Genomic DNA, 23733 nt, shown 5'->3' on the forward strand with positions numbered 1-23733 from the left:
GCGTCGAGCGTTACCGCCGGTCAGCGGCCGGTGCGGGGAGCGTTCCAGTCGTACGGGGTGTCCGGGTCGCTACGGTCGGAGCGCGACTGCGGCTGCGACTGTGACTGGGGCTGTGACTGCGCCGGCACCCGACCGGCGGCAACCAGCGCGTCCCGGATCTCGGTCAGCAGCTTGACCTCCTCGCTCGGCGCGGCCGGCGGCGGCTCCTCACCGCGCTTGCGCCGCTCGGCGAGCTTGTTCATCGGGAAGACCACCATAAAGTAGAGCGCGGCAGCGGTCAGCAGGAACGTGATGACCGCGTTGACGAAGGCGATCCAGTCGAACGGCACCCCGGCGATCTCCGGGACCGCTTGCTCGGCCGCTTCCTTACTGCCACTCGCAGCCCCTTCGAGACCCTTGTCGTTACCGGTGATCAGAAGCACGAAGACCGTGATCAGCGGTTGCAGGAACGACTTGGTGAGCTGGGTGACCACGCCCGTGAAGGCGGCGCCGATGACGACACCGACCGCCAGGTCGACGACGTTCCCGCGCATGATGAAGTCTTTGAAGCCCTTGAGCATCGGCAAACTCCCGAGGTGTCCGGTTTCCTGTCCGCGACAACCTATGCCCCGTCGGGCGCTTCCAGAAAAGCGCCGGCCTCCCGGGCCGCCCGGACCGGATCGCCAGCACGGATCGCATCGACCAGCCGACTGTGGTCGACGTACCGGTCGGGGGTGAGTTCGCCGCCCATCGCGGCGGCGACCGTGTCCCACATCGCCGAGGCGACGGAGACGTACAGTTCGGCCAGCATCGCGTTGTGCGCCGCCGCCATGATCGTCGTGTGTAACGCCACGTCGGCCGAGACGAAGTCGGCGACCCCGCCGGCCCGCCAGGCGGCCTCCCGGATGGCGAGCGCGCGGTCGAGGGCGGCCAGGTCCTCCGGCGTACGACGTAGCGCGGCCAGCCGGGCCGCCTCCACCTCGAACGCCCGACGCACCTCGACCACCTCGGCGGTCTTGGCGTCGGCGACCCGGCGCCCGACGGCACCGGAGAGTTCGTCGGTGGAGACGACATAGGTGCCGGAGCCCTGCCGACACTCCAGCACTCCGGCGTGCACCAGGGCACGAACCGCCTCACGGACGGTGTTCCGCCCCACACCGAACGTCTCCACCAGTTGTGGCTCGGTCGGGATCTTGCCGCCCAATGGCCAGTCACCATCGGCGATCCGACCCCTGAGCTGCTCGATCACCTGACGGACAAGGGTCCGCCGGGGGGCGGACGACGGGGAATTCAGGGTCCGTGTCATCGGTTACATCATCCGACCGGAATTCATCCCATGATTGTAGGGTCATTCGCATGACACCGCCGCCCACCACTCTCGCCGAGTCGTCGGCCACGACGCCGGCCGGGCCGGCGGAGCCCGAACCGACCGCCCCGATCCACGCCACGACCGCCGTCGGTGCCGGAAAGCCGACCGCCCGGGTTCCGGGTGGTGCCATGGTCCTCGCCGGCATCCTGCTCGTCGCGATCAACCTGCGCGCCGCCATCACCAGCCTCGGCGCGCTGCTCGACGAGGTACGCACCGGACTACACCTCTCCGGTGCCCTGTCCGGGTTGGCCACCACCCTGCCCACCATCGCCTTCGCCGTACTCGGCGGACTGACCCCGTGGCTGATCCGCCGGTTCACCCCGGCCCGGATCCTGGTCGCCTCGATGGTGGCCCTGGTCGTCGGTCAGGCGCTGCGGGTCGTCACCGACAGTTCGCTGATCTTCCTCGCCACCAGCGCACTCGCGCTGGGCGGGATCGCGGTGGCCAACGTCCTACTGCCGATGCTGGTCAAGCAGTACTTCCCGCAGCGCATCGGGCTGGTCACCGGGGCGTACACGATGATGTTGACCGTCGGTTCGACGGTGGCGGCGGCGGCCTCCGTGCCGATCGCGCACGCCTTCGGTTCGTGGCGGGCCGGTCTCGCCGCGTGGGCGATCCTGGCGGCGCTCGCCGTGTTCCCGTGGTTGCCCGCCGCGCTCCGCCGATCCCGACGGGTCGGAGCCGGCCGGCGGACCCACACCACGTCCACCGCTGCCCGGGTACGGCCCGGCCGGACCAGGCTCGGCTGGGCGATGGCCGTCTACTTTGGCACCCAGTCGTTGAGCGCGTACGCCGTCATGGGCTGGCTGGCCCAACTCTTCCGGGACGCCGACTTCAGCCCGGAGAACGCCGGACTGCTGCTGGCCGGGGTAACCGCGCTCGGCGTACCGATCGCACTGGTGATGCCCACCCTGGCCACCCGGCTACCGACGCTGCGTCCGCTCGTGCTCAGCCTGTCGGCCGCATCCGTGGTCGCCTACCTCGGCCTGGCCATCGCACCGCACGGTGGGGCGCTGGTCTGGATCACGCTGCTGGCCATCGGACAGAGCGCGTTCCCCCTGGTGTTGGCCACCATCGGGTTGCGGGCCCGGACCGCCGAGGGCACGGTGGCGCTCTCCGCGTTCACGCAGAGCGTCGGGTACGTCATCGCGGCGCTCGGCCCGCTACTGGTCGGCCTGCTCTACGAGGCGACCGGTGGCTGGCGGATGCCGATCGGCTTCCTGCTCGTCGCCCTGGCCACCCAGACCGTCGCCGGGCTGGCCATCGCCCGGCCACGGTTCATCGAGGACGAAGAGCGAATCGGCGGGGACGCCGATCAGGCCGACGCGGCTGCGGAGTCGCCCGCGACCGCTTCGTCCACCGTCGGGTAGGTGTGTAGCACCTCGACCAGGCCGCTCACCTCAAGGATGCGCAGCACGCCGCGCTGGGGTGCGGCCAGCCGGACCAGGCCGCCGGCCTCGTCGCTGCTGTTCTTCGCACGAACGAAGACGGACAACCCGGTCGAGTCGCAGAACGACAGCTCGGCGAGGTCGAACACCAGCCGGCTGTGCCCCTTGTCGAGCTGGTCCGTGATCTGGTCCTGAAGCTGCGGCGCGGTGGCCATGTCGAGCTCACCCGCAATCGACACGACAACCACGTCGCCACGCTGTTCCGCCCGCACCGTCAACGACATCCGCGACCTCCCCTTCCTGGAGGAACGGTACTCCACCGATAGGGCTAGACACAGCACGGGAGCCCGACAAGCGGCCAAACATGTCAGCCGGGCACTTGACGACACTATTCTCTCAGTGAATAGTGTCGTCCATGTCCACGGCGCACGTGCTGCTCGGCCTGCTCACCACCCGCCCCCAACACGGCTACCAGCTCAAACACGCCTACGACCAGCGACTGCCCCAGGCCAAGCCGCTGGCGTACGGGCAGGTCTACGCCACCCTCGGCCGGCTCGAACGGGACGGGCTGATCGAGCCGGCCAGCCACGACCGCGAGAGCGGGCCGGACCGGACGTCGTACACCGCCACCGAGGACGGCCGGGGCGCGCTGGCGAACTGGCTGGAGACCGTGGAGCCCCCCGCGCCGTACGTCAGCAGCACCCTGCTCGCCAAGGTCGTCGTCGCCCTGCTGGTGACCGACGTGGAGCCCGCCCGGCGTTACCTCGCCGCCCAACGGCAGGCACACACCACCCGGCTCCGCGAACTGACCCGGGTCAAGACCGATCCGGGCGCCGCCCTCGGTGACGTGATCGCCGCCGACTTCGCCATCGCCCATCTCGACGCGGACCTGCGGTGGTTGCAGACCACCCTGGACCGGGTCGCCGACTGGCACCGGGAGGTGCATGCGGCATGACCGTTCATGGTGAGGTCCGCTACGGACGCTCGGGACAGCCCGGCTTCGACGCCGCTGCTCCACCGCCGCTGCTCCAGGCCCGTGGGGTGGTCCGCTCGTACGGCCAGACCGCCGCCCTGCGCGGGGTGACCCTCGACATCGCAGAAGGCGAACTCGTCGCCGTCACCGGTCCCAGTGGCTGCGGCAAGTCGACGCTGCTGCACTGCCTCGCCGGCATCCTGCGACCGGACTCCGGTGAGGTGACCTACCGGGGCCAACGCATCGACACCTGGTCGGAGGCCGCCCGCTCGAAGCTGCGTCGGACCGACTTCGGGGTGCTGTTCCAGTTCGGCCAACTCGTCGCCGAGCTGACCGCGGCGGAGAACGTCGCGTTGCCACTGCTTCTCGCCGGCACGGGGCGGCGAGAAGCACGGACCGCCGCGCTGTCGTGGTTGGACCGACTGGGCGTGGCCGACCTGGCCGACAAGCGCCCCGGCGAGATGTCCGGCGGCCAACAACAGCGCTGTGCCACCGCGCGGGCACTGGTCACGGAGCCACGGGCACTCTTCGCCGACGAGCCGACCGGTGCGCTGGACACGCTCAGCGGCGAACAGGTGCTGGGCCATCTCGTCCGGCTGGCCCGGGAACAGCGCACCACGGTCGTGCTGGTCACCCACGACGCCCGAGTGGCTGGTTACGCCGACCGGGAGATCATGCTCCGCGACGGCGTGGTCGACCAGACCGGACTGGGTCCCGCCACGCCCCCGGTAGGCGGCTACCACCGATGACACCATCGACCCTGCTCCGCCTCGCGCTGGCCGGCACCCGTACCGACACGCTCCGAGTGCTGCTCACCGGATTCAGCGCCGCGTTGGCCACGCTCGTTCTGCTGGCCGCCCTGACCGTACTGGCCATTCCCGCTGCGGGCGAGCCGGGCGAGACCGGGGGCGAGACCTGGTCGACGCAATACACCAACGCATTGCTGCGGGAGCCAGGGCTGCGCCCCGGGGTCGCCTTCACCCTGCTGCTGCTCACCATCCCGGTGCTGGCATTGGCCGGCCAGTGCGCCCGACTCGGCGCTCCGGCCCGGGACCGCCGGCTGGCCGCCATCCGGCTGGCCGGTGCCACCCCCCGCCAGGTCGGCATCATCGCCGCCGCCGAGACCGGTACGGCCAGCCTGCTCGGCACCACGACCGGCCTCGCGATCTACCTCGTCGGCCGGTGGCTGCTGCACCGGCCGGACGCCGAGGGACGGCTGATGCTGCCCACCGACGTACTGCCCTCGGCTGGTGCGCTGGTCGCCGTGGTCCTCGACATGCCGCTGATCGCCGCCCTGGCCACCGTCGTCATGCTGCGTCGGGTCTCGGTGACCCCGCTCGGGGTGACCCGCCGGACCCGACGCGACCGTGCCCCCCGCCCCTGGCCGGGGCTGCTCATCCTGCTCGGCCTGGCCGCGTTCGCCGCCATCCAGCCGCTCGTCCAGTGGCATGCCCGGACCGACCGGACGATGCCGTCCGGCCTGGTGCCCCTCCTGCTGATCGGCGGCGGGCTGCTCGCCATGATCGGCGTGGTGCTCGGCACCGCCTGGCTCTCCCACACCACCGGGCGGGTGCTGCACCGGTTCGCCCGGCGACCCGCCACGCTGCTGGCCGCCCGCCGGTTGACCAGTGATCCGTGGCTGGGCAGCCGCACCTTCGCCGCGCTGCTGGCCGCGGTGCTCTTCGGTGCCGGGGCAGCCGGGATCCGGGCCTACTTCGTCGCCAACGACCAGGTGTCCGCTGCTAGTCAGCGGTTCTGGGATCAGGTCGAGGGGCGCACGACTGAGCCCGTAACCGGTGACAGCTTCTATCTACAGACCATGGATCTAATCAACCTCGCGGTGGTAGTCGCACTGGTCATCGCCGTAGGTGGGCTGCTGATCGCCATCGTCGAGAGTGTCGTCGCCCGACACCGGGCGTACGCGGCACTGGTGGCGACCGGTGTGCCCCGATCGGTGCTCGGTCGGTCGATCGTCTGGCAGGCGATGACCCCTGCCGTCCCCGCGATCCTGGTGGCGTCGACCGTCGGCCTGCTGCTGTCCCGGGGCATCTTTCCGCAGCCCAGATATCGTGGATCAAGCTCGTACTGTGACGCCCCCGTGGAGGTCTGCACCGGCCCCACCGCCCATAGCGCGCCCCGCCGTACCGTGGTCGCGCCGGAGTTCACCCAGGCGGTAGCCGTACCGCTCGACGATCTCGCGTTGTACGGCGCCGGCGCGCTGGGCATGATCCTGCTGGCCGCCATGATCGGGGTGCTCTTCCTCCGGGGCAGTACGGCGGTGGAGGAGCTACGCACGACCTGACCGGTCACTTGTTACGGACCACCACCCCTTTGGAGGTGGGCGTGGCGTGCAGTTCGAGCCGGATGATCCGGGAGTCCGGCGGGATGTCGAAGACGATCACCCCGATGGCCTGGTTACCGGGGTTGATCTCGGACAGGAAGCCCTGCTGGTCGACGTTGGCCAGGAATCCGGCCGCACTGTCCGGGCGGAACTGCACGCCCCGTGGCCCGTACGCCCGTTGTAGCGAGTCGGTGATGACAGCCGACCGTTGACCGAGGTTCCGGACCGCCAACTCGACCACACAGAACTGGCCCACCGCGTCCTGGCTGACGAACGGGTCACCGATCTGACCGATTCCACACTCCACGTCGCGTACCTCGAATTCGAGGTCCCCGTCGCGGGCCGGCTCGTGCAGGCCGACCACCTGCGGTCGCTCCTCGCTGATCTCGGCGAGGGCGTCCCAGCCCATGAAGAGCGCGGTCGCGGCGGCCGCGACGCAGGCGCAGGACAACAGCGCGGCGACGATGCCGAGGACGAGCCAGAGTCGCCGATTGGCCGTCGGAGCAGGCCCGCCGCCGGTCGGCTGCCAATCGCCCGGCGGCTGCCAGTCACCGGGTGGCGAGGGCGGGGGCGGGCCGGCGGGCGGACCGCCGACCGGCGGTGCGATGTACCGGGTCTCCGGCGTGGACCAGTCCGGAGGCCGGGGCTCGACGACGGGCGGCTGGCCGGCCCCTGTCTCGCTCCGGTACGGCTCGGCGACGTAGCGGTGCGCTTCGGCAACGGTGGGCTGGGGTGCGGTGACGTCGATCGGCTGCGGCTCGTCCACCGTACGGTCGGCGACCGGGTCCGGCATCGGCTCCTGGTTGGGGCCGAGCGGAGGCGGCGGATCGATCGCCCACTCCCAATGCCGGGCCTCCCCCTCCACCGGCCCGCCGGGCGGCTGCTCCCCGCTGTCGCCCGGCTGGCGGGCGGGCCCGACACCGGATTGGGTCGAGCCGTCGTCTGCCGGTCCGGGCGTGGTCATCGCGATCCCCCGAGTTGCGCGAAGCACTTTGCGGAAATTCTAGACTTTCGCCCTATTCATCCCCTGACGATTGCCATTCTTGTCGCGGCTGCCCGACGGTGGGACCTGCACCCCATCGGCGGGACGGACCGCGGCGCGGGACTGAGCGCCGCGGTCCACCGCCTCACGGAATGAACTTCACCTCCGGGAAGTTCGCGCTCGGGCCGTCGAGCAGGTGTCCCCGCCGTCCCCGCAGATGCAGGTCGAAGAACGCAAGCGGGTGCGCCTGCTGGATCCGCAGGGCCCGGGCCGGATCGAGGGTGCCGATCCAGTTCCGAAGCTCCTCGTCGCCCATCCCAACGGCTCTCGCCAGCTGTGGCATCAGTATCTGCACGTCGCCGTACAACGAGTGAACCGCGCCGGCGGCTGCACCGTACCCACCGGGTACGGCCCGGTGGGTACGGGCAGGGTGAGCTACACCGGACCCGGGGTGGCCCGCACCTCCGACGCGTGGCTCATGGTGCCGATCGGCACGGCGGCCCCAACCGCCAGTGCCGCTCCAAGCATGCGTCGGCGCGTTATTCGTACTCGGTCGAGGCGCGCCGCGATTGGTGCCGCCATATGCCCTCCCGCTGTCTAGACAATGCGCCTAGACCGTGCCGGCTCGCATCTGCCACGTCATCGGCCCGTGGAGCTATTCGCCAGGCGGGAAGGTAGCCCTCGGGCGTACTCCTGTGGAGCCGGTAGCTGGTGCACCTGGCCCGATACGTTCATCGGCCGCAACGTGCCAGCTACGGAACCACCGCGACGCGTTGAGGGGTCGCCCGCGCGGGCGACCCCTCAGAGACTCGGCAAGGTGGCGGTCAGGCCGCTGGCCGGCAAGGTGACGGTCAGGCCGCGCCGAGCCGGTCCAGAATCCAGGCGGCCATAAACGCCTCCTCGCGCCAGGCGTTGTAGCGGCCGCTCGGCCCGCCGTGCCCGGCCTCCATCTCGGTCTTCAGCAGGTACGTCCCGTCCGGTGCCACCGCCCGCAGCCGGGCGATCCACTTCGCCGGCTCGTGGTAGAGCACCCGGGTGTCGTTCAGGCTGGTCATCGCCAGGATCGCCGGATAGTCGGCGGCGGCCACATTCTCGTACGGCGAGTACGACTTCATGTAGCCGTACACCTCGGGGTCGGCCAGCGGGTTGCCCCACTCCTCCCACTCGGTGACCGTCAACGGCAGCGACGGGTCGAGGATCGAGGTGAGCGGGTCGACGAACGGCACCTGCGCGACGATGCCGGCGAAGGCGTCCGGCGCGAGGTTGGCGATCGCGCCCATGAGCAGCCCGCCGGCCGAGCCGCCCCGGGCGACCAGCCGTTCGCTCGCCGTCCAGCCGGACTTGACCAGATGTCGGGCGCAGGCCACGAAGTCGGTGAAGGTGTTCTTCTTGGCCAGCAGCTTGCCTTCGGTGTACCAGCGCCGGCCCAGCTCACCCCCGCCCCGCACGTGCGCGACGGCGAACACCACACCCCGATCCAGCAGGGACAGTCGGGGGATGGAGAACCACGGGTCCATGCTCGCCTCGTACGACCCGTAGCCGTAGATGACACAGGGAGCCGAACCGTCCCGGGGCGTACCGGCCCGGCAGACCAGCGAGATCGGCACCCGGGTGCCGTCGTCGGCCAGCGCCCAGTCCCGGTGCTGCTCGTAGTCGGCCGGGTCGTACGACCGCCCGTCTGGCCCGGGCAGCACCGGCTGCCGCTTGCGCAGCACCATCGCCCGGGTCACCAGGTCGTAGTCGTAGACCGAGTCCGGGGTGATCAGCGAGCTGTAGTGGAACCGGATGGCAGTGGTCTGGTATTCGGGGTTGCTGTCCAGGCCCACGCTGTAGAGCGGCTCGGGGAACTCGATGTCGTACGGGTCGGTGCTGCCGACCGTGAGCACCCGGATCCCGGTCAGCCCCTCGGTCCGCACCGACACCACGATGTGGTTGGCGAAGGCGTCGACGGATTCCAGCCGGGTGCCGGGCGAGTGCTCGATCATCGGCACCCAGTCACCGGGTGCGTCCGCCGAGGTGTACGCCAGGGCGAAGTCCTCGGCGCCGTCGTTGTGCAGGATCAGGAAGCGGTGACCGTGGTGCTCGACCTGGTATTCGACCCCCTGCCGTCGGGGTGCGACGACCGCCGGCTCGCCGGTCGGGTTGCCGGCCGGAATGACCCGTACCTCGCTGGTCATCTTGCTGTGGATGTCGATGAGGATGAACTTCTCCGAGCGGGTGAGTTCCACCCCCACCCAGAACCGCTCGTCCGGCTCCTCGTAGACGACCACGTCGTCACTGGCCGGGGTGCCCACGACGTGCCGCCACACCCGGTTGGGTCGCCACGCGTCGTCCACCGTCAGGTAGAACAGGATCGAGCCGTCGGCTGACCAGGCGCTGCCGTAGAAGGTCTCCGGCACCTCGTCCGGCAGCACCTCACCGGTCTGGAGGTCCTTGACCCGCAGGGTGAACCGCTCGTCGCCGGCGAAGTCGGTGGAGTAGGCCAGCCAGCGTCCGTCCGGGCTGACGTCGAAGGTGCCCAGGGCGAAGAAGTCGTGCCCCTCGGCCAGCACGTTGCTGTCGAGCAGGATCTCCTCGCCGTCCAGCGGCGTACCGGCGGCCGGCATCGGGGGGTCGGTCTCACCGTCGCGTACCGCCCGCCGGCACCGGATGCCGTACTGCTGCCCCTCGACCGTGCGCAGGTAGTACCAGTAGTCGCCCTTGCGGGCGGGCACCGAGAGGTCGGTCTCCTGGGTACGTTGTTTCGTCTCGGCGAACAGCGTCTCCCGCAACGCCGCCAGATGCGCCGTGCTGGCCTCGGTGTAGGCGTTCTCCGCCGTCAGGTGGGCGATCGTCTCCGGGGCGTCCTTGTCGGCGAGCCACGCGTACTCGTCGATGAAGGTGTCGCCGTGGTGGGTGCGCTCGGTGGGGACCCGTTTGGCGACGGGGGGGTTGGCGGTCGTCTCGGTCGTCACCCCGGCCACGTTACCGTCGCGACACGCCGACCGCGATCGCACACTGCCGGTGATCGGCGGCGGAGCATCTGACGCCGAACCGACAGACTTACGAGCATGGCGAATCGTTCGAACATATGTACGATGTCGCACGTGGCGGATGGCATGAGATCCATATCCCCGGAGTCGGACGTGGACGTCGTCCGGCGGCTCGCCCACATCTGCGGGTTGGGGTTCACCCGCGCGGCCGGGCCGGCCGACGAGGTGGGCGGCGCACCCGCCCGTTGGGTGGCGGCCCCCGCAACGGCCAGTGCGGTCGGGGCGGTGCTCCGGACCGCAGCCGACCACGACCTGACGGTGGTGCCCCGAGGTGCCGGCACCAAACTCGACTGGGGTGCCGCCCCGACCCAGCTGGACATCGTGCTGGACACCGGTCGACTGGCCGGAATCCATCGCTGGTCCCGGCAGGAGCAGACCGTCGAGGTGGGAGCGGGCACCCCGCTGCGGGCCGTCCAGGCGGCACTGGGGAAGCACGGCCATCGACTCGCCGTCGATGTCCGGTCGGTGGACGCGACGGTCGGCGGGGTGCTGGCGACCAACGAGGTCGGGCCACTGTGCCATCGGCACGGCACCCCCGGCGACCAGGTCATGGGGGTGAGCTACGTCGACGCGGCCGGGGTGCCGACCCATGCGGGTGGCTGGGCGGCGGGCGAGTCTCCCGGGTACGACCTGGCCCGACTGCTGTGCGGCTCGTACGGTGCGCTCGGGGTGCTGGTCTCGGCCACGCTCCGGGTACGGCCTGTCCCCGCCCGCCGGCTGTGGGTGTCACGTCCGGTGTGGACACCATGGGAGATGCACACCCTGGTCGGCGAGATTCTCGCTACCCCGCTGGCCCCCGCCGCCATCGAACTCGACCTGCCCGCCGACCTCGACCTGTCCGCTGCCCCCGGTCCACCCGCCGCTCCGGGGCGGCCGGTGGATTCCGGCTGGGCCGCTGCTCGCCGTAGCCACTCCGGGCCACCCGCCGGCAGCCTCACTATCCTGCTCGAAGGCGACTCCGCCGAGGTAACCACGCACGCGGCCCGCCTGCGCAGGTTGCTCGGCGACCGGGCCGAGGCCACCGACTCGCCACCGCCCTGGTGGCAGCGATACCCATTCGGCCCGGACGACATCGCCCTGCGCATCGCCGTGCCCGTCGGCGACCTACACGCCGCCGTGTACGCACTGCGGGACGCGGTCGGCGCACCGGTGCCGGTACGCGGCGCGGCCGGCCTCGGCGTCGTGTACGCCGTACTGCCGCCCCGCACGCCACCCCACCGGGTGGCGGCGATCCTCGCGGCGATGCGCGGGGTACTGCTCGCCCGCGACGGCAGCTGTGTGGTGGTCACCGCCCCGCCGGCGGTACGCCGCTCCGTCGACCTGTGGGGAGCGCTGCCCGACCTGTCGGCCCGACGTCGGATCAAGGAGCACTTCGACCCGTACCGGCGGCTCGCCCCGGGCCGCTATCCGGGCGACAGCTGACTCCGTGCGCTATCTGGGGCGGGCCGCCACCACGACCGTGTCGAGCGCGTCGACGGTCCGGTCCTCGATCCGTACCGGCCGGCGGACGGTCTCGGCGCGCCGGATCTGTAGCCCGTCGAGGGCGGCGACGATCCCATCCGGGGTGTAGAGCAAGCCCGGATCCTGCGGCCCACCCACCCCGTCGGTCAGGTTGGCCACGTCGTGCCCCACGACGAGCAGAGTGCCGCCCGGGGCCAGTGCTGCCCGCGCCCGGCCCAACACTCCGGCCAGTTCGACGGCGGGCAGATGCAGGTACGCCACCAGTACCGCGTCGAAGGCCCCGGCCGGCGGTACGTATTCACGCACGTCACCGACCTCCCATCGCACCGGTACGGCGCGCTCCTCGGCGAGTCCGCGTCCCCGAACCACGGCGACCTCGGAGAAGTCGACAGCGGTGGCCTGCCAGCCGTTGCTGGCGAGCCAGACCGCGTTACGTCCCTCGCCGGCCGCCAGGTCCAGCGCCGTACCGGGTGTCAGCGGGGCGAGTTCCTCCACCACGAACCGGTTCGGCTCGCCTGTCCAGACCAGGTCGGGCGAGGCCGCGTACCGGGCATCCCAGTCGGTGCTCTCCATCGCCGCCATTCCTCCGCACTTGATCCATCGAGTAGAACATGAGCCCCGCCGCCAGCACCGATTTGCGGGCATCCACCGGCGACAACCCGGGCACCCCGAGTCAGGAAGGGCCCCTTCCAAGGCGGAAAGCGATCAGAAGGAACCCTTCCTCACACCGTGGTGGCCGGGACGGCCACAGGCCGGCGGCGGGCGATCCGGCAGGCGAGCAGCGCCACGGCCGCCCCGCCGACGGCGCTCGTCGCGCACCACAGCCACGGGCTGGCCAGCACCGGCCGGGGCACCTGCTGGGCGAGGACGAACACGCCCATCACCACCACGAACCAGCCGAACATCCGGCGCAGCACGTTCTCCGGTATCCGACCGGCGAGACGACCGCCGAGCAGACTGCCGACCACGGCGGCGACGGTCACCGCCCCGGCAAGCCCCCAGTCGATCTGCACGCTGGACAGGTAGCCGGCCAGCCCCGCGAACGACTTCATCGCGATCACCACCAGGGAGGTGCCGACCGCGATCGGCATCGGCAACCCACCGAGCAACGCGAGAGCCGGTACGACGAGGAAGCCACCGCCGGCACCGACCAGTCCCGTCGCCAGGCCGACCACCACCCCGTCGGCGACGACCCGCAGGAGTGGCAGTTCGCTGGTGGCCTCGGCGGTGGCCCCCTCGGCCCGACGCCGGCCCCGGATCATCGCGGTGGCGGTGGCCAGCATCATCAACGCGAACCCGGTCAGCAGGATGCCGGCCGGGATGAGGGCGGCGAGCCGGCCACCGCCGTACGCCCCGACCATCCCGGCCAGGCCGAAGATCAGGCCCGTCCGCCACCTGATCCGTCCCGCCCGCGCGTGCGGCAGGACCGCCACGGCACTGGTGACGCCGACCACCAGCAGGGAGGTGGCGATCGCCTCCTTCGCTTCGAGACCGGCCACATAGACCAACAGCGGTACGGCGAGAATCGAACCGCCGCCGCCGAGCAGGCCCAGGCTGACCCCGATGAGTACGGCCAGCCCGACGGTCAGCGCCACCCCGCTCATGACCGGCTCGTGGTCGGTGTCCCGTCCCGGAGCTGGCTGACGATGGTGTCCACCCGACAGCTGGCTCCCCGGTTGTAGGGCAGCTTGCTGAGCAGCATGCCCATCGCGCAGGTGTTGGTCAGCGCGGCAAAGGTCAGCCCGGCCCCGATGAACGCGGCCACCCACTTCAGGCCCGGTACAAACACCGAGGCGAGGATGCTGACCAGCACGATCGCACCGGCGACCAGGCGTACCTGGCGCTCCAGGTCCCAACGGGCCCGCCCCTGGTTCAACGGTGCCTGGCTGGCCTGCCAGGACATCATCCCGCCACCCAGCACCTTGAGGTTGCTGAGTCCGGCCTGGGCGAGGGTCTGCTCGGCCTGGGCGGCCCGGGCACCGGAGCGGCACACCAGGACGACGTCCTCGTCCAGGTGGGCCAGCAGTTCGGCCCGGTGTTCGCGGAGCAGGTCGAGGGGCACGTTGTACGCGCCGGGGATGTGCGAGGTCTCGAACTCGGCCGGTGTCCGTACGTCCAGGATGCGGGGTGCCCGGCCTGCGTCGATGAGTTCCCGCAGGGTCGCGGAGTCGATGATTGCGCTGGTGCTCATGGTTCCTCGGTCGGTAGTAGGGATCATCAGGTGCCGGACTGGGCAGCGGACGGCCAACCACCCGCTGCCCAGCGGTCGCGCCCGGCCGGGACAGCAGTCATGCCCGGCCGGGCCAGTCGTCGCGCCCGGCCGGGCCAGCGGTCACGCCCCGCTGACCAGTGCGAGTTCGGCCGGGCCAGCGGTCAAACCCGGCTGGCTAGCGGTCACGCCCCGCTGACCAGTGCGACTCCGGCCGGTCCGGCGTGGGCGAACGAGTCGTCGACCAGGACCACCTGCCGACCGGCGTTGGCCAGCAGGGATGCGGCGACGCTGGCGCGGTAGCCGGAGCCGCAGTGCACCCAGACCGCCCCTTCCGGCACCTCGGCCAGCCGGTCCGGCAGCTCGGGCAGCGGGATGTGCACGGCCCCCTCGAGGTGGCTGTCGCGCCACTCGTTGGTCAGCCGTACGTCGAGCACCGCCGCGGGTTCCGGCAGGCCGGCCGGTACGTTCCCGGTCTGCGCGGCGGCAAGCGCGGGGAAGTCCGCAACAGCCAGTTCGCGCAGCTGACCGGCGTCACCTGCCCAGTCACGGGGCTGGCCGGTCGCTGCGGCAGCAGGGCGGTCGATGCCGATGCGGACCAGTTCCCGCTGGGCGTCGGCGACCTGCTCGGGGGTTTCGGCGAGCAGCGTGATCGGGACGCCCCAGTCGATGAGCCAGCCGAGCCAGGTCGACATCGGCCCGTCGAGGCCGAGGCTGACCGTGCCGGCGAGGTGCGACGAGGCGTACGCCTTGCGGTGTCGCAGGTCGACCACCCACTGCCCGGCGGCGACGCGTTCGCGCAGTTCGGCGGCGTCGGCTCGGGCGACCGGGGTGAGGTCGACCGGGGCCGGTCCGGCCGAGTTGGCCACGCCCATGTGCGCGTAGTACGCCGGGTACGCGTCGAGCCCGGCCAGGGTCTCGGTCACGAACTCGTCGGCGGCGAGTTGCAGCGCCGGGTTGGCGGTCCGCTCCCGGCCGATGGTGGACTCGGGGGCGTCGGCCTGGCTGGCGGAGCAGAAGCTGCCGAAGCCGTGTGTGGGCCAGACCTGGGTGCCGTCGGGCAGCAGGTCGGCCAGCCGCTGCGCGGAGGCGTGCTGGTGGTGGGCCAACTCATCGGCGTACTGCTTGCCCAGCAGGTCGGTGCGGCCGGTGGTGCCGAACAGCAGCGAGCCACCGGTGAAGACGCCGACCGGGGTCCAGCCGCCGTCGCCCGCCCGCTCGTCGAGCACGTACGACAGGTGGTGGAAGGTGTGTCCCGGAGTGGCCAGGACCCGCAGCCGCAGTACGTCGGAGATCTCGACCTCGTCCCCGTCGGCCACGGGGCGACGGGTGAAGGCCACCGTGTCGGCAGCGGCCACCAGGTATTCCGCTCCGGTGATCCGGGCGAGTTCGAGCCCGCCGGAGACGTAGTCGTTGTGGATGTGCGTCTCCACCACGTGGGTGACGCGTACGCCCAGCCGTCCGGCCAGGTCCAGTACCCGGTCGATGTCGCGCTGCGGGTCGACCACCACGGCGATCCGGCCGTCCGTGGCCAGGTAGCTCCGGTCGCCGAGTGACGAGGTCGCGATTACCGAGACTTCAACCGCCATTTGCCCTACTCCCTCTCAAAAGCGAGATACCCCGGGGGGTATTGCCGGGACATACGTCGCCCACTCTGGGGCATGTGCCAGGTACCCACCCGACGCGGGGAAACCCCCGCACCGGGACGATCAGTTCAACAGGTCAGGCTAGCGAGAGGAACAACTTCTCCAGTTCCTCGTCGGTCATCTCCGGCTGCTCCCCGCGCTCCCGGGCGGCGTTGCAGTGCCGCATCCCAGAAGCGATGATCTTGTAGCCCGCCCGGTCCACCGCCTTGGACACCGCGGCCAACTGGGTCAGAACGTCACGGCAGTCGCGACCCTCCTCGATCATCTCGATGACCGCGTTGAGTTGTCCCCGCGCCCGCTTCAGGCGGGTCAACGCGTCGCCGACCATCTCCTGCTGCACCTTCACGACATCACCTCCCACAGCCAACATACCCCCGGGGGTATCCGATTGGCGAATGTCCCCCGCCACCCGCCGCCAACCGGCAACATCAGCAGGGAGGTGAGCAGAAGATGACGTACGCGATCAGCATCCGCCTTCCCGACCCGTTCGACCCCACCGTCGCCCGAGTCCGTGCCGCACTCAAGGAACAGGGATTCGGCATTCTCACCGAAATCGACATGAGCGCCACGATGCGGGAGAAGTTGGGCGTCGAGCTGGAGGACTACGTGATCCTCGGCGCATGTAATCCGGCCCTGGCCCACCAGGCACTCGACATCGAACGGGACATCGGTCTGCTACTGCCCTGCAACATCGTGGTACGCGCCGCCGGGCCAGCAGCCACCCTGGTCCAGGCCCTCGACCCGCAGGTGATGGTACGACTCACCGGCCGGGACGAACTGCGTACGGTCGCCGACGAGGCCACCCACCGACTCCAGACAGCGCTGGACGGCCTGACCGGCTGACCCACGAGCGCTCAGGGGCGCGATCCCACCGCCGCCAGCCGGACATCGACCGGAGGAGCCGCCACCCGGGGTGGAGCCGCAGGAAGTGGTGAGCCCCTTCCCTCCGTCATCCGGTAACCTAGGCGCGCATGGGCCGCTAGCTCAATGGCAGAGCTGTGGACTTTTAATCCATAGGTTCGGGGTTCGAGTCCCCGGCGGCCTACCACCACCACGCTCAACCACCCCGTCCCAGATCGAATCAGCACAGGAAGCCCGAAGGGCTCCACACAGGTCGATCGAAGAGAGCCATTTTCGCTACTTTCTGTCCATGAACTTTGACAGAGCGCAGACTGCTTCCGGACTCCCCGCATACCTGGCGGCACAAGACTGGGCGGATCTTCGGCTCCTGGGGAACCGATACGCCTTCAGCGCTGGCACCCAACTCCTGAGACAGGGCGATGAGGGTGAGTTCGTGCACGTCATCCTGAGTGGTGCGGTAAAGGTGGTCCGCAGTGAGCCGACCGGTGGACGCACCATCCTCACCATCCGGGGAGCGGGAGACGTCGTCGGAGACTGGGCTGCGCTCGACGGTCGACGGCGCTTCGCCTCGGTCTCCGCCCTGACCACCCTGACCTGTCGGCTGCTCACCGGAGCCGCGTTCCGGCAATTCGTCGAACGACCCACGGTCGCTGCGGCCTTTGCTCGTTACAACATCACTCGGTCCCGCGAGGCCGACCTGCGGCGGACCGAGCTCGCCATCCTTCCCGTCCGCCAACGCCTGGCCAGAGCACTCCTCTGGCTACACCAGGCGGCGAGCAACGGGCTCCAGCAGCACAGTCTCGACCTGCCGCAACAAGACCTGGCAGAGTTGATTGGAGCATCCCGGAACGCCGTGGTCCTCGCTCTCGGCGTCCTGCGGTCAGAGGGAGTGATCGACACCCAACGACGCCGGGTGGCGATACGCGATGTCGCGGCCCTACGCCAGCTCGCTGACCTGGCCGATCATCCAGACTGATATCTGGGTCACGCTGACACTGCCCATTAGTGGGCGGTACTCCCCGGCACATCGGGCAACGATTGCTCGCATCACTCGGGTCGTTCGAGAGGAATGCGATGAATCAGCTCCGCCCGTTCGAGCACTCCCGACCGCTGCCGCCGTATCGTGCGGTGTTGGCTGTGGATGCCAAGGGTTTCACCAAGCTACCGGGCAGCACACACGAGGACGTGGCCATCCTCATCCCGCAACTGGTAGGCGAAGCGATGCGAAGCGCCGGCCTGGAGGCAGAATGGTCCAGCCCGGACTTCTTCGGCCACACTGGTGACGGGTTCGCCGTGGGGCTGCCCACCCGGGTCCTCCCGTACCTCATTCACCCCTTCCCAGCCCTACTTCAGGAACGTCTCGACGAACACCGTCGTAGCCACCCAGGTGAGCAGATACTGCGTCTACGGGTGAGCCTGCACGTCGGCCCCCTGCCGGTCGATCCGTCGGCGGCTGGCAATGGCGGCAACGGCGTGGCCCGCAACGAAACGCACCGGCTCTTGGACTCCGATGTCGTCAAACAGGTGCTCACGGAAGCCAGCCCAAACGTGACCCTGGTTGTCGTGATCGTCTCCGATCGGGTGTTCCATGACGTGGTAGCCGCTGGTTACGCCGGCCTCCATCCCGACCACTTTGTCGATGTGCTGGCGCGGGTCTCCGGCAAGGCATTCGCCCAGCGTGCCTGGCTACACCTTCCAGCGCCGTCCGGACCGGGACCGGTCCGCGTCGGTGCGGATACTGATGGCCGCGATGCCCCGGACCACGAGGTGGTGCCCGCACCACCTCCGTCGGCCGCACACCCGACCGGGCTGAACTACGGCCAGACGGTGACGGGTGGCGCCGTGCATGGTGGGATGCACCAGCAGTTCGGGGGACAGCAGTGACCGTTCTGCCGGTCGGCCTCGACGTCAGCGAGGACCTCGACGACTACCTGGACGACGAGTCGTACGACAACCCGGAGCTGACCGTCAACTACGGCCAGACGGTGTCGGGGGGCATCGTCCACGGTGGTGTGCACCAGACAATCAACAACGAAATCAAGTTGCTGAGCCGGTTGATCTCCGCACATCGACTGACTTCCGCCTACGTCGCGCAGGTCATGGCGACGTTCGTGGAGCGGGAGTTCCACCGAACCGGCCACGGCGACCGGCTGAGCCGTAACGACGTCGAACGTCTCCTGGCCCACGAACCGTGCGTGGTGCTCGTGGGAACCGACGGATCGGGACTGACCACGACGGCTGTCGCAGTGCTCGACGGGTTCGGCCGGTCCGGATGGCGGCTCGAACAGATCCTGTTCGACGACGAAACCGGCCGCCCGTTCGTCGGCACCGACCTGCCAAAGGAAAGGGGCGTCGTCCAACTGTTGCGGCTGCCGCGGGAGGCGGATCGCATCGGCCCTAATCTCAGCCTCGTCCTACAGGCGCATGCCGCCGATCTCCGTGCCCTCGGTTCGCATCTGCTCGTCACGGCCACTGCGGCGGTGTGGCGCGTCGTCGGCGGACAGAGCGACCTGCCCGTCATCGAGGTCGCGCCCCCCGATCCCACCGCCCTGGTGCTGGGCCAGTGTGCCAGCGCGGACGTGGACGCGACCACACTCGTAACCCACCCGATGGTCAACCGGCTCCTGGAACGCGCCTGCGCAGCGGACGCATCCCGGTTGGCCGGAATCATCGTCTCTGCGGTGCGAAACCACCCAGACAAGGGAGTGGACGATCTGGCCCACGAAGTCAGCGGGGCCTACGGCAACTGGGACGACGAACTGGCGAAGTGGTTCACCGACGACGACCAGGGCCTCAGGGCCCGCCTGTTCCTGGTCGCTGCCGCCGTGTTGGAGGGAGAACCTGCTGGCGAAATCCTCAGCACCGTCAACGCGTTGGGCAAGCAGCTCGGTGACCTTGATGTCTCTCGGCTCGATGGGCTGGCCAGCGCAGGTCTCCGTGCCCTCACCGACAGCATCGGCGCCGAAATCGTCAACGGCCGCCTTCGGTTCAAACGCGCGAACTATGCGGACGCCGTCCTTACCTTCGTTCACGCGGACCGCTCGTCGGCCTTCCGAAGAAACCTTTGGGAGTGGGCGACCAAACTGATCATCCGGCGCAACGGCCGCAGCGCTCCCGTGGCTGCTGCCCGGGTGACCGAAATGATGGTGACAATGGTGCTGCGGCGACGGGATGTCCGCCCGCTCAGCCAACTGAGACACTGGGCCGCCCGCCCGTACCTCCAGGGTCACGTCGTCAACGCCCTGATCGCCACCGCAGTCAGTGACGAGGTCGGTGTCGAGGTTCGGGCGCTGCTGTACCGGTGGGCCCGAGAGCTCAGAGATGAGCGCCTGTTGACCGTCCTGGCCGAAGTCTGCGCGGGCGACCTGGCAGATCTCTACCCGAAGGTGTCGCTAACCCGGCTGGGGCATCTCGCCACCCGGCAGCTTCCCGCCGTGACGGACGCCGTCGTCGCCGCCGTGGCCAGCCTTTGGAAGCGCCCGAAACTGCGTCAGCACGTCCTACAGGCGGTCATCGAATGGACGACCGACGACTCCGGAGCACGCGTCGACACGGCCTGGCGGGTTATCAACGCCCTTGCCGCCACCGATACACACCCGGTCGGCCTGGCCGATCTGGTGCCAGAGCAACGCGAGGCGCTCGTCCGGGCAACGGCCCGGCTCATCGACGGGTCCGGGCCTTCCGAGGTACGTACGGCATTCGTCGCGGCCGCGCTGGAAGCGGCGGCCGGCAGTGGAAGCGACGACGAGCGGTACATCCGGTTCTTCGTCGACACCGTGCGCTGTGGCACCGGTGGAACAAGCCGGGTGGTCCGAATCGGCAGGCTCGCATTCACCTGGCAGCCGGTGTGTGACGACCATGCCTCGCCCGGCCGACGCGATCTGCGGGACCGTCTCACCGAAGCCTTGCACCGCGCCGACCCACTCGCCCTGAGGAGCTGACGACGATGTGGGAGCTGTTTCGCCGCGAACCGCGTCACTGGACCAACGATTCCACGATGACCTTTGCCCCTCCGGCTGTCGACCAGGACCGGTTCCTCAGCAGGGACATCCCGAGCGCCGTCGAGGGTGCGCACTTTCTCGCAGACATCACGGTGCAGTGGCGTGGCGGTGACAACGACTGCGTCGACACCATCCGCCGATCTGTACGGGAACTCGTCGCTCGAAAGGCCACCGGCTATCGGGTGACCGCCGCCGCCGAGTTGGCGGACCTGCTCAACGCGCAAGGATCTATCCGCAGGCGCATCACGGGTACCAAGCTGGTCATCACCCAGCTACACGTCCGGCTGACCGCCTCGATGGAAGCCCAGGAGATCACCGCGGCTTGGGAGGAGGCACAGCGCGAGGAAGCCCGGGAAAAGCTGCGGCAACGGCAGGAGCTCCAACGGCTGCGTTATCTCCGTGACGAGATCTTCGGAGATCCGAACATCGCACGCATGTACTGGCATCTCAAGCATCCAACGGACATCTCCGCGTTGACCAGCAGTTCCTTCGACGAGGTCGCCAGCCGACTGAGCAGCAGTACGCCGACCACGAGGGCACCCGCCGGGGAGCAGGCCATCGCCACACTGATCGGTGAGTTTCTCGCTGGACTGGAGGGTGACGAGCGGGCCCACCTGGTCGCTCAGCTGGGCGTCGTGTTCCGCAGCTTCCATCGCACGGACCTGGCCGAACGTCTGCCGTCGGCGCCGACCACGCCACCGCCTCGGCCGACATCGTGAGCGACGTCCAGCGTGGTGCGGGAGCCCAACAAAGTAACGCGGCCTGGTTGGCACTACAACAGCTCAACGAGGCCATCCGGTTCGCGGACGTCAAAGTCACTGCGGTACTGGCGGCAGACGGACTCCTCTCCAGCCAGCTCTGGACCGATCACACCAACGGAACGGAGTGGTCGTGGGGGTTGCTGTTCATCGCCAGTGTGAGCACAGCTCTGAGCGCCTTGCTGACCCTACTCACCCTGGCCCCACGGCGGCAGACAACCGGTCCGGAGGCACTTCACCACTTCGACGACGTCGCGCGGCGATACGCAGGTGATCGGCAAGGTTTCATCGACGCGTGGCTTGCCACAACATCAGACGACGACGCGACGGCACGGATGCTCGCCGGTCACATCTGGGCGGCCAACCTGGTTGCTTACCGCAAGTTCACCCGGGCGGCTTGGTCCATCCGTCTTCTGGTGGTGGGGGTAATGGCCTGGATCGCTTCGGGCCTGGTCTAACAACCGGCGAAAATCTTCCTACCTGAAGATGCGCTCGGGAAAACTGTCCGGGGAAACAGTTGAGGGCCACCCTATACGGGTGGCCCTCAACTAGAAGAAGTCCGGCGGTGTCCTACTCTCCCACACCCTCCCGAGTGCAGTACCATCGGCGCTGGAGGGCTTAGCTTCCGGGTTCGGAATGTAACCGGGCGTTTCCCCTCCGCCATGACCGCCGTAACACTATCAACATATCAAAACACCACACACAAGGGTGTTTCGTTTGCTGTGAATCACACAGTGGACGCGTAGCAACTTAGTAGTCAAGCCCTCGGCCTATTAGTACCGGTCAACTGAACCCGTTACCGGGCTTACATTTCCGGCCTATCAACCCAGTCGTCTAGCTGGGGGCCTTACCCCATCAAGTGGGTGGGACACCTAATCTTGAAGCGAGCTTCCCGCTTAGATGCTTTCAGCGGTTATCCCTTCCGAACGTAGCCAACCAGCCGTGCCCCTGGCGGGACAACTGGCACACCAGAGGTTCGTCCGTCCCGGTCCTCTCGTACTAGGGACAGCCCTTCTCAAGTATCCAACGCGCACGGCGGATAGGGACCGAACTGTCTCACGACGTTCTAAACCCAGCTCGCGTACCGCTTTAATGGGCGAACAGCCCAACCCTTGGGACCTGCTACAGCCCCAGGATGCGACGAGCCGACATCGAGGTGCCAAACCATCCCGTCGATATGGACTCTTGGGGAAGATCAGCCTGTTATCCCCGGGGTACCTTTTATCCGTTGAGCGACACCGCTTCCACTCGCAAGTGCCGGATCACTAGTCCCGACTTTCGTCCCTGCTCGACCTGTCAGTCTCACAGTCAAGCTCCCTTGTGCACTTACACTCAACACCTGATTGCCAACCAGGCTGAGGGAACCTTTGGGCGCCTCCGTTACCCTTTAGGAGGCAACCGCCCCAGTTAAACTACCCACCAGACACTGTCCCTGAACCGGATCACGGTCCGAAGTTAGATACCCAAATCAACCAGAGTGGTATTTCAAGCTTGCCTCCACCCATACTGGCGTATGGACTTCACCGGCTCCCACCTATCCTACACAAGCTAATTCGAGTACCAATGTCAAGCTATAGTAAAGGTCCCGGGGTCTTTCCGTCCTGCCGCGCGTAACGAGCATCTTTACTCGTAATGCAATTTCGCCGGGCCTGTGGTTGAGACAGTAGGGAAGTCGTTACGCCATTCGTGCAGGTCGGAACTTACCCGACAAGGAATTTCGCTACCTTAGGATGGTTATAGTTACCACCGCCGTTTACTGGCGCTTAAGTTCTCAGCTTCGCCCCGAAAGACTAACCGGTCCCCTTAACGTTCCAGCACCGGGCAGGCGTCAGTCCATATACATCGAATTACTTCTTCGCATGGACCTGTGTTTTTAGTAAACAGTCGCTTCCCCCTGGTCTCTGCGGCCATACAACGCTCCACCCGCAAGGGGCTTCACGTCTCCGGCCCCCCTTCTCCCTAAGTTACGGGGGTAATTTGCCGAGTTCCTTAACCACAGTTCACCCGATCGCCTCGGTATTCTCTACCTGACCACCTGTGTCGGTTTGGGGTACGGGCCGCTCGGAACTCGCTAGAGGCTTTTCTCGGCAGCATAGGATCACTGACTTCACCTGAATCGGCTCGGCATCACGTCTCACCCACATGCACCACGGATTTGCCTATGGTGCGGGCTACACGCTTACCCCGGCACAACCACCGGCCGGGATCAGCTACCTTCCTGCGTCACCCCATCGCTTGACTACTACCCGCCAGGTTCCCACGCTCCCCGAGCTTGGTCCGAAGACCTCCCACGGTTCGGGTGGTTAGCACAACGAGGTTCATCATGGGCGTTCCTTCGCGGGTACGGGAATATCAACCCGTTGTCCATCGACTACGCCTCTCGGCCTCGCCTTAGGTCCCGACTCACCCAGGGCGGATTAACCTGGCCCTGGAACCCTTGGTCATCCGGCGGAAGGGTTTCTCACCCTTCTTTCGCTACTCATGCCTGCATTCTCACTCGTGCCGCGTCCACAGCTGGGTCACCCCGCTGCTTCACCCCCGGCACGACGCTCCCCTACCCATCCACACACCTGGACACCCACCCAAAGGAAGATGCCGAGTAAAAATGTGAATGCCACAGCTTCGGCGGTGTACTTGAGCCCCGCTACATTGTCGGCGCGGAACCACTTGACCAGTGAGCTATTACGCACTCTTTAAAGGGTGGCTGCTTCTAAGCCAACCTCCTGGTTGTCT

At 68.4% G+C, this 23733-nt stretch carries 22 protein-coding genes, 1 tRNA gene and 2 rRNA genes (1 of these 25 only partly in view); 12 read left to right on the forward strand and 13 right to left on the reverse strand.

Features of this window, described 5'->3' with window-relative positions; translation table 11 throughout:
• Positions 1-20: 20 nt before the first annotated feature.
• The gene (gene mscL, locus FHR38_RS11840) at positions 21-560 is read right to left on the reverse strand and encodes a large conductance mechanosensitive channel protein MscL (protein WP_246446454.1); all 540 of its coding nucleotides are present in this window, start codon (positions 558-560) and stop codon (positions 21-23) included.
• Between the two features lie 41 nt (positions 561-601).
• A complete protein-coding gene (locus FHR38_RS11845) occupies positions 602-1285 on the reverse strand; it encodes a FadR/GntR family transcriptional regulator (protein ID WP_184534723.1) in 684 nt (227 codons plus the stop codon).
• Between the two features lie 50 nt (positions 1286-1335).
• Here FHR38_RS11845 and FHR38_RS11850 point away from each other — a divergent pair, with 50 nt between their 5' ends.
• Positions 1336-2718: a CynX/NimT family MFS transporter gene (locus FHR38_RS11850; RefSeq protein WP_184534724.1), complete on the forward strand. Its 1383-nt coding sequence runs from the start codon at positions 1336-1338 to the stop codon at positions 2716-2718.
• Here the strand turns inward: FHR38_RS11850 and FHR38_RS11855 are convergent.
• Entirely contained in the window at positions 2664-3020 is a 357-nt protein-coding gene (locus FHR38_RS11855; RefSeq protein ID WP_184534725.1) for an STAS domain-containing protein, read from the reverse strand. The two genes, FHR38_RS11850 and FHR38_RS11855, sit on opposite strands and share 55 nt — an antisense overlap.
• A gap of 131 nt (positions 3021-3151) precedes the next feature.
• Between FHR38_RS11855 and FHR38_RS11860 the strand changes: the two genes are divergently transcribed.
• Genes FHR38_RS11860 through FHR38_RS11870 form a run of 3 tightly spaced genes read left to right on the forward strand, consistent with a single transcriptional unit; the run spans position 3152 to position 6011 of the window.
• Positions 3152-3691: a PadR family transcriptional regulator gene (locus FHR38_RS11860; RefSeq protein ID WP_184534726.1), complete on the forward strand. Its 540-nt coding sequence runs from the start codon at positions 3152-3154 to the stop codon at positions 3689-3691.
• Positions 3688-4458: an ABC transporter ATP-binding protein gene (locus tag FHR38_RS11865; RefSeq protein WP_184534727.1), complete on the forward strand. Its 771-nt coding sequence runs from the start codon at positions 3688-3690 to the stop codon at positions 4456-4458. The genes FHR38_RS11860 and FHR38_RS11865 overlap by 4 nt, the downstream gene beginning before the upstream one ends.
• The gene (locus FHR38_RS11870) at positions 4455-6011 is read left to right on the forward strand and encodes an FtsX-like permease family protein (RefSeq protein ID WP_184534728.1); all 1557 of its coding nucleotides are present in this window, start codon (positions 4455-4457) and stop codon (positions 6009-6011) included. Before FHR38_RS11865 ends, FHR38_RS11870 begins: the two co-directional genes overlap by 4 nt.
• A 4-nt stretch (positions 6012-6015) precedes the next feature.
• Here the strand turns inward: FHR38_RS11870 and FHR38_RS11875 are convergent, their stop codons facing one another.
• From FHR38_RS11875 to FHR38_RS11885, 3 genes are all read right to left on the reverse strand, one after another.
• A complete protein-coding gene (locus FHR38_RS11875; RefSeq protein WP_184534729.1) occupies positions 6016-7014 on the reverse strand; it encodes a DUF4352 domain-containing protein in 999 nt (332 codons plus the stop codon).
• Positions 7015-7177: 163 nt separating this feature from the next.
• On the reverse strand, positions 7178-7375 hold the full coding sequence (locus FHR38_RS11880; RefSeq protein ID WP_184534730.1) for a hypothetical protein: 198 nt from the start codon (positions 7373-7375) through the stop codon (positions 7178-7180).
• Between the two features lie 508 nt (positions 7376-7883).
• Positions 7884-9986, reverse strand: coding sequence for a S9 family peptidase (locus tag FHR38_RS11885; RefSeq protein ID WP_184534731.1), 2103 nt, complete (start codon positions 9984-9986; stop codon positions 7884-7886).
• A gap of 123 nt (positions 9987-10109) precedes the next feature.
• Between FHR38_RS11885 and FHR38_RS11890 the strand changes: the two genes are divergently transcribed.
• Positions 10110-11486 carry an FAD-binding oxidoreductase gene (locus tag FHR38_RS11890; protein ID WP_246446457.1) on the forward strand — a complete coding sequence of 459 codons (1377 nt, stop codon included), beginning with the start codon at positions 10110-10112 and terminating at the stop codon, positions 11484-11486.
• Positions 11487-11495: 9 nt separating this feature from the next.
• Here the strand turns inward: FHR38_RS11890 and FHR38_RS11895 are convergent, their stop codons facing one another.
• The 5 genes from FHR38_RS11895 to FHR38_RS11915 form a co-directional block, all read right to left on the reverse strand.
• Positions 11496-12098, reverse strand: coding sequence for a class I SAM-dependent methyltransferase (locus tag FHR38_RS11895; protein WP_184534732.1), 603 nt, complete (start codon positions 12096-12098; stop codon positions 11496-11498).
• 149 nt (positions 12099-12247) lie between these two features.
• A complete protein-coding gene (locus FHR38_RS11900) occupies positions 12248-13129 on the reverse strand; it encodes a sulfite exporter TauE/SafE family protein (protein ID WP_184534733.1) in 882 nt (293 codons plus the stop codon).
• Positions 13126-13716, reverse strand: a complete 591-nt coding sequence (locus tag FHR38_RS11905; RefSeq protein WP_184534734.1) for a rhodanese-like domain-containing protein — start codon at positions 13714-13716, stop codon at positions 13126-13128. The genes FHR38_RS11900 and FHR38_RS11905 overlap by 4 nt, the downstream gene beginning before the upstream one ends.
• A 203-nt stretch (positions 13717-13919) precedes the next feature.
• Positions 13920-15323 (reverse strand): MBL fold metallo-hydrolase, encoded by a 1404-nt coding sequence (locus tag FHR38_RS11910; protein WP_184534735.1) that lies wholly within the window; start codon positions 15321-15323, stop codon positions 13920-13922.
• Between the two features lie 133 nt (positions 15324-15456).
• Positions 15457-15708: a metal-sensitive transcriptional regulator gene (locus tag FHR38_RS11915; protein WP_221449625.1), complete on the reverse strand. Its 252-nt coding sequence runs from the start codon at positions 15706-15708 to the stop codon at positions 15457-15459.
• A gap of 122 nt (positions 15709-15830) precedes the next feature.
• On the opposite strand from FHR38_RS11915, the gene FHR38_RS11920 reads away from it, so the two are divergent.
• The 7 genes from FHR38_RS11920 (at position 15831) to FHR38_RS11950 (ending at position 21458) form a co-directional block, all read left to right on the forward strand.
• On the forward strand, positions 15831-16223 hold the full coding sequence (locus tag FHR38_RS11920; protein ID WP_184534737.1) for a DUF302 domain-containing protein: 393 nt from the start codon (positions 15831-15833) through the stop codon (positions 16221-16223).
• 130 nt (positions 16224-16353) lie between these two features.
• Positions 16354-16428 (forward strand) — tRNA-Lys (locus FHR38_RS11925).
• A 102-nt stretch (positions 16429-16530) separates the two neighbouring features.
• A complete protein-coding gene (locus tag FHR38_RS11930; RefSeq protein WP_184534738.1) occupies positions 16531-17217 on the forward strand; it encodes a Crp/Fnr family transcriptional regulator in 687 nt (228 codons plus the stop codon).
• A 98-nt stretch (positions 17218-17315) separates the two neighbouring features.
• Positions 17316-18125: a hypothetical protein gene (locus FHR38_RS11935; RefSeq protein ID WP_184534739.1), complete on the forward strand. Its 810-nt coding sequence runs from the start codon at positions 17316-17318 to the stop codon at positions 18123-18125.
• Positions 18122-20182, forward strand: a complete 2061-nt coding sequence (locus tag FHR38_RS11940) for a hypothetical protein (RefSeq protein ID WP_184534740.1) — start codon at positions 18122-18124, stop codon at positions 20180-20182. The genes FHR38_RS11935 and FHR38_RS11940 overlap by 4 nt, the downstream gene beginning before the upstream one ends.
• Positions 20183-20238: 56 nt before the next feature.
• The gene (locus FHR38_RS11945) at positions 20239-20961 is read left to right on the forward strand and encodes a hypothetical protein (protein ID WP_184534741.1); all 723 of its coding nucleotides are present in this window, start codon (positions 20239-20241) and stop codon (positions 20959-20961) included.
• Positions 20958-21458, forward strand: a complete 501-nt coding sequence (locus FHR38_RS11950) for a Pycsar system effector family protein (RefSeq protein ID WP_184534742.1) — start codon at positions 20958-20960, stop codon at positions 21456-21458. The genes FHR38_RS11945 and FHR38_RS11950 overlap by 4 nt, the downstream gene beginning before the upstream one ends.
• Positions 21459-21557: 99 nt before the next feature.
• Here FHR38_RS11950 and rrf read toward each other — a convergent pair.
• Positions 21558-21674, reverse strand: a 5S ribosomal RNA gene (gene rrf, locus FHR38_RS11955).
• A gap of 79 nt (positions 21675-21753) precedes the next feature.
• Positions 21754-23733 (reverse strand): 23S ribosomal RNA (locus FHR38_RS11960); it runs 1127 nt beyond the window's last position.

Origin of the sequence: Micromonospora polyrhachis (assembly GCF_014203835.1) — a bacterium.
Classification (GTDB): domain Bacteria; phylum Actinomycetota; class Actinomycetes; order Mycobacteriales; family Micromonosporaceae; genus Micromonospora_H; species Micromonospora_H polyrhachis.

What these genes read in the sequence shown, in the direction of transcription:
- FHR38_RS11905 (WP_184534734.1), bottom strand. Translation starts at nt 13,716, where the DNA reads ATGAGCACCAGCGCAATCATCGACTCCGCGACCCTGCGGGAACTCATC.
- FHR38_RS11850 (WP_184534724.1), top strand. Translation starts at nt 1,336, where the DNA reads ATGACACCGCCGCCCACCACTCTCGCCGAGTCGTCGGCCACGACGCCG.
- FHR38_RS11890 (WP_246446457.1), top strand. Translation starts at nt 10,110, where the DNA reads ATGTCGCACGTGGCGGATGGCATGAGATCCATATCCCCGGAGTCGGAC.
- FHR38_RS11875 (WP_184534729.1), bottom strand. Translation starts at nt 7,014, where the DNA reads ATGACCACGCCCGGACCGGCAGACGACGGCTCGACCCAATCCGGTGTC.
- FHR38_RS11845 (WP_184534723.1), bottom strand. Translation starts at nt 1,285, where the DNA reads ATGACACGGACCCTGAATTCCCCGTCGTCCGCCCCCCGGCGGACCCTT.
- FHR38_RS11870 (WP_184534728.1), top strand. Translation starts at nt 4,455, where the DNA reads ATGACACCATCGACCCTGCTCCGCCTCGCGCTGGCCGGCACCCGTACC.
- FHR38_RS11920 (WP_184534737.1), top strand. Translation starts at nt 15,831, where the DNA reads ATGACGTACGCGATCAGCATCCGCCTTCCCGACCCGTTCGACCCCACC.
- FHR38_RS11880 (WP_184534730.1), bottom strand. Translation starts at nt 7,375, where the DNA reads ATGCCACAGCTGGCGAGAGCCGTTGGGATGGGCGACGAGGAGCTTCGG.
- FHR38_RS11915 (WP_221449625.1), bottom strand. Translation starts at nt 15,708, where the DNA reads ATGGTCGGCGACGCGTTGACCCGCCTGAAGCGGGCGCGGGGACAACTC.
- FHR38_RS11865 (WP_184534727.1), top strand. Translation starts at nt 3,688, where the DNA reads ATGACCGTTCATGGTGAGGTCCGCTACGGACGCTCGGGACAGCCCGGC.
- FHR38_RS11895 (WP_184534732.1), bottom strand. Translation starts at nt 12,098, where the DNA reads ATGGAGAGCACCGACTGGGATGCCCGGTACGCGGCCTCGCCCGACCTG.
- FHR38_RS11860 (WP_184534726.1), top strand. Translation starts at nt 3,152, where the DNA reads ATGTCCACGGCGCACGTGCTGCTCGGCCTGCTCACCACCCGCCCCCAA.
- FHR38_RS11930 (WP_184534738.1), top strand. Translation starts at nt 16,531, where the DNA reads ATGAACTTTGACAGAGCGCAGACTGCTTCCGGACTCCCCGCATACCTG.
- FHR38_RS11910 (WP_184534735.1), bottom strand. Translation starts at nt 15,323, where the DNA reads ATGGCGGTTGAAGTCTCGGTAATCGCGACCTCGTCACTCGGCGACCGG.
- FHR38_RS11945 (WP_184534741.1), top strand. Translation starts at nt 20,239, where the DNA reads ATGACCTTTGCCCCTCCGGCTGTCGACCAGGACCGGTTCCTCAGCAGG.
- FHR38_RS11935 (WP_184534739.1), top strand. Translation starts at nt 17,316, where the DNA reads ATGAATCAGCTCCGCCCGTTCGAGCACTCCCGACCGCTGCCGCCGTAT.
- FHR38_RS11855 (WP_184534725.1), bottom strand. Translation starts at nt 3,020, where the DNA reads ATGTCGTTGACGGTGCGGGCGGAACAGCGTGGCGACGTGGTTGTCGTG.
- FHR38_RS11900 (WP_184534733.1), bottom strand. Translation starts at nt 13,129, where the DNA reads ATGAGCGGGGTGGCGCTGACCGTCGGGCTGGCCGTACTCATCGGGGTC.
- mscL (WP_246446454.1), bottom strand. Translation starts at nt 560, where the DNA reads ATGCTCAAGGGCTTCAAAGACTTCATCATGCGCGGGAACGTCGTCGAC.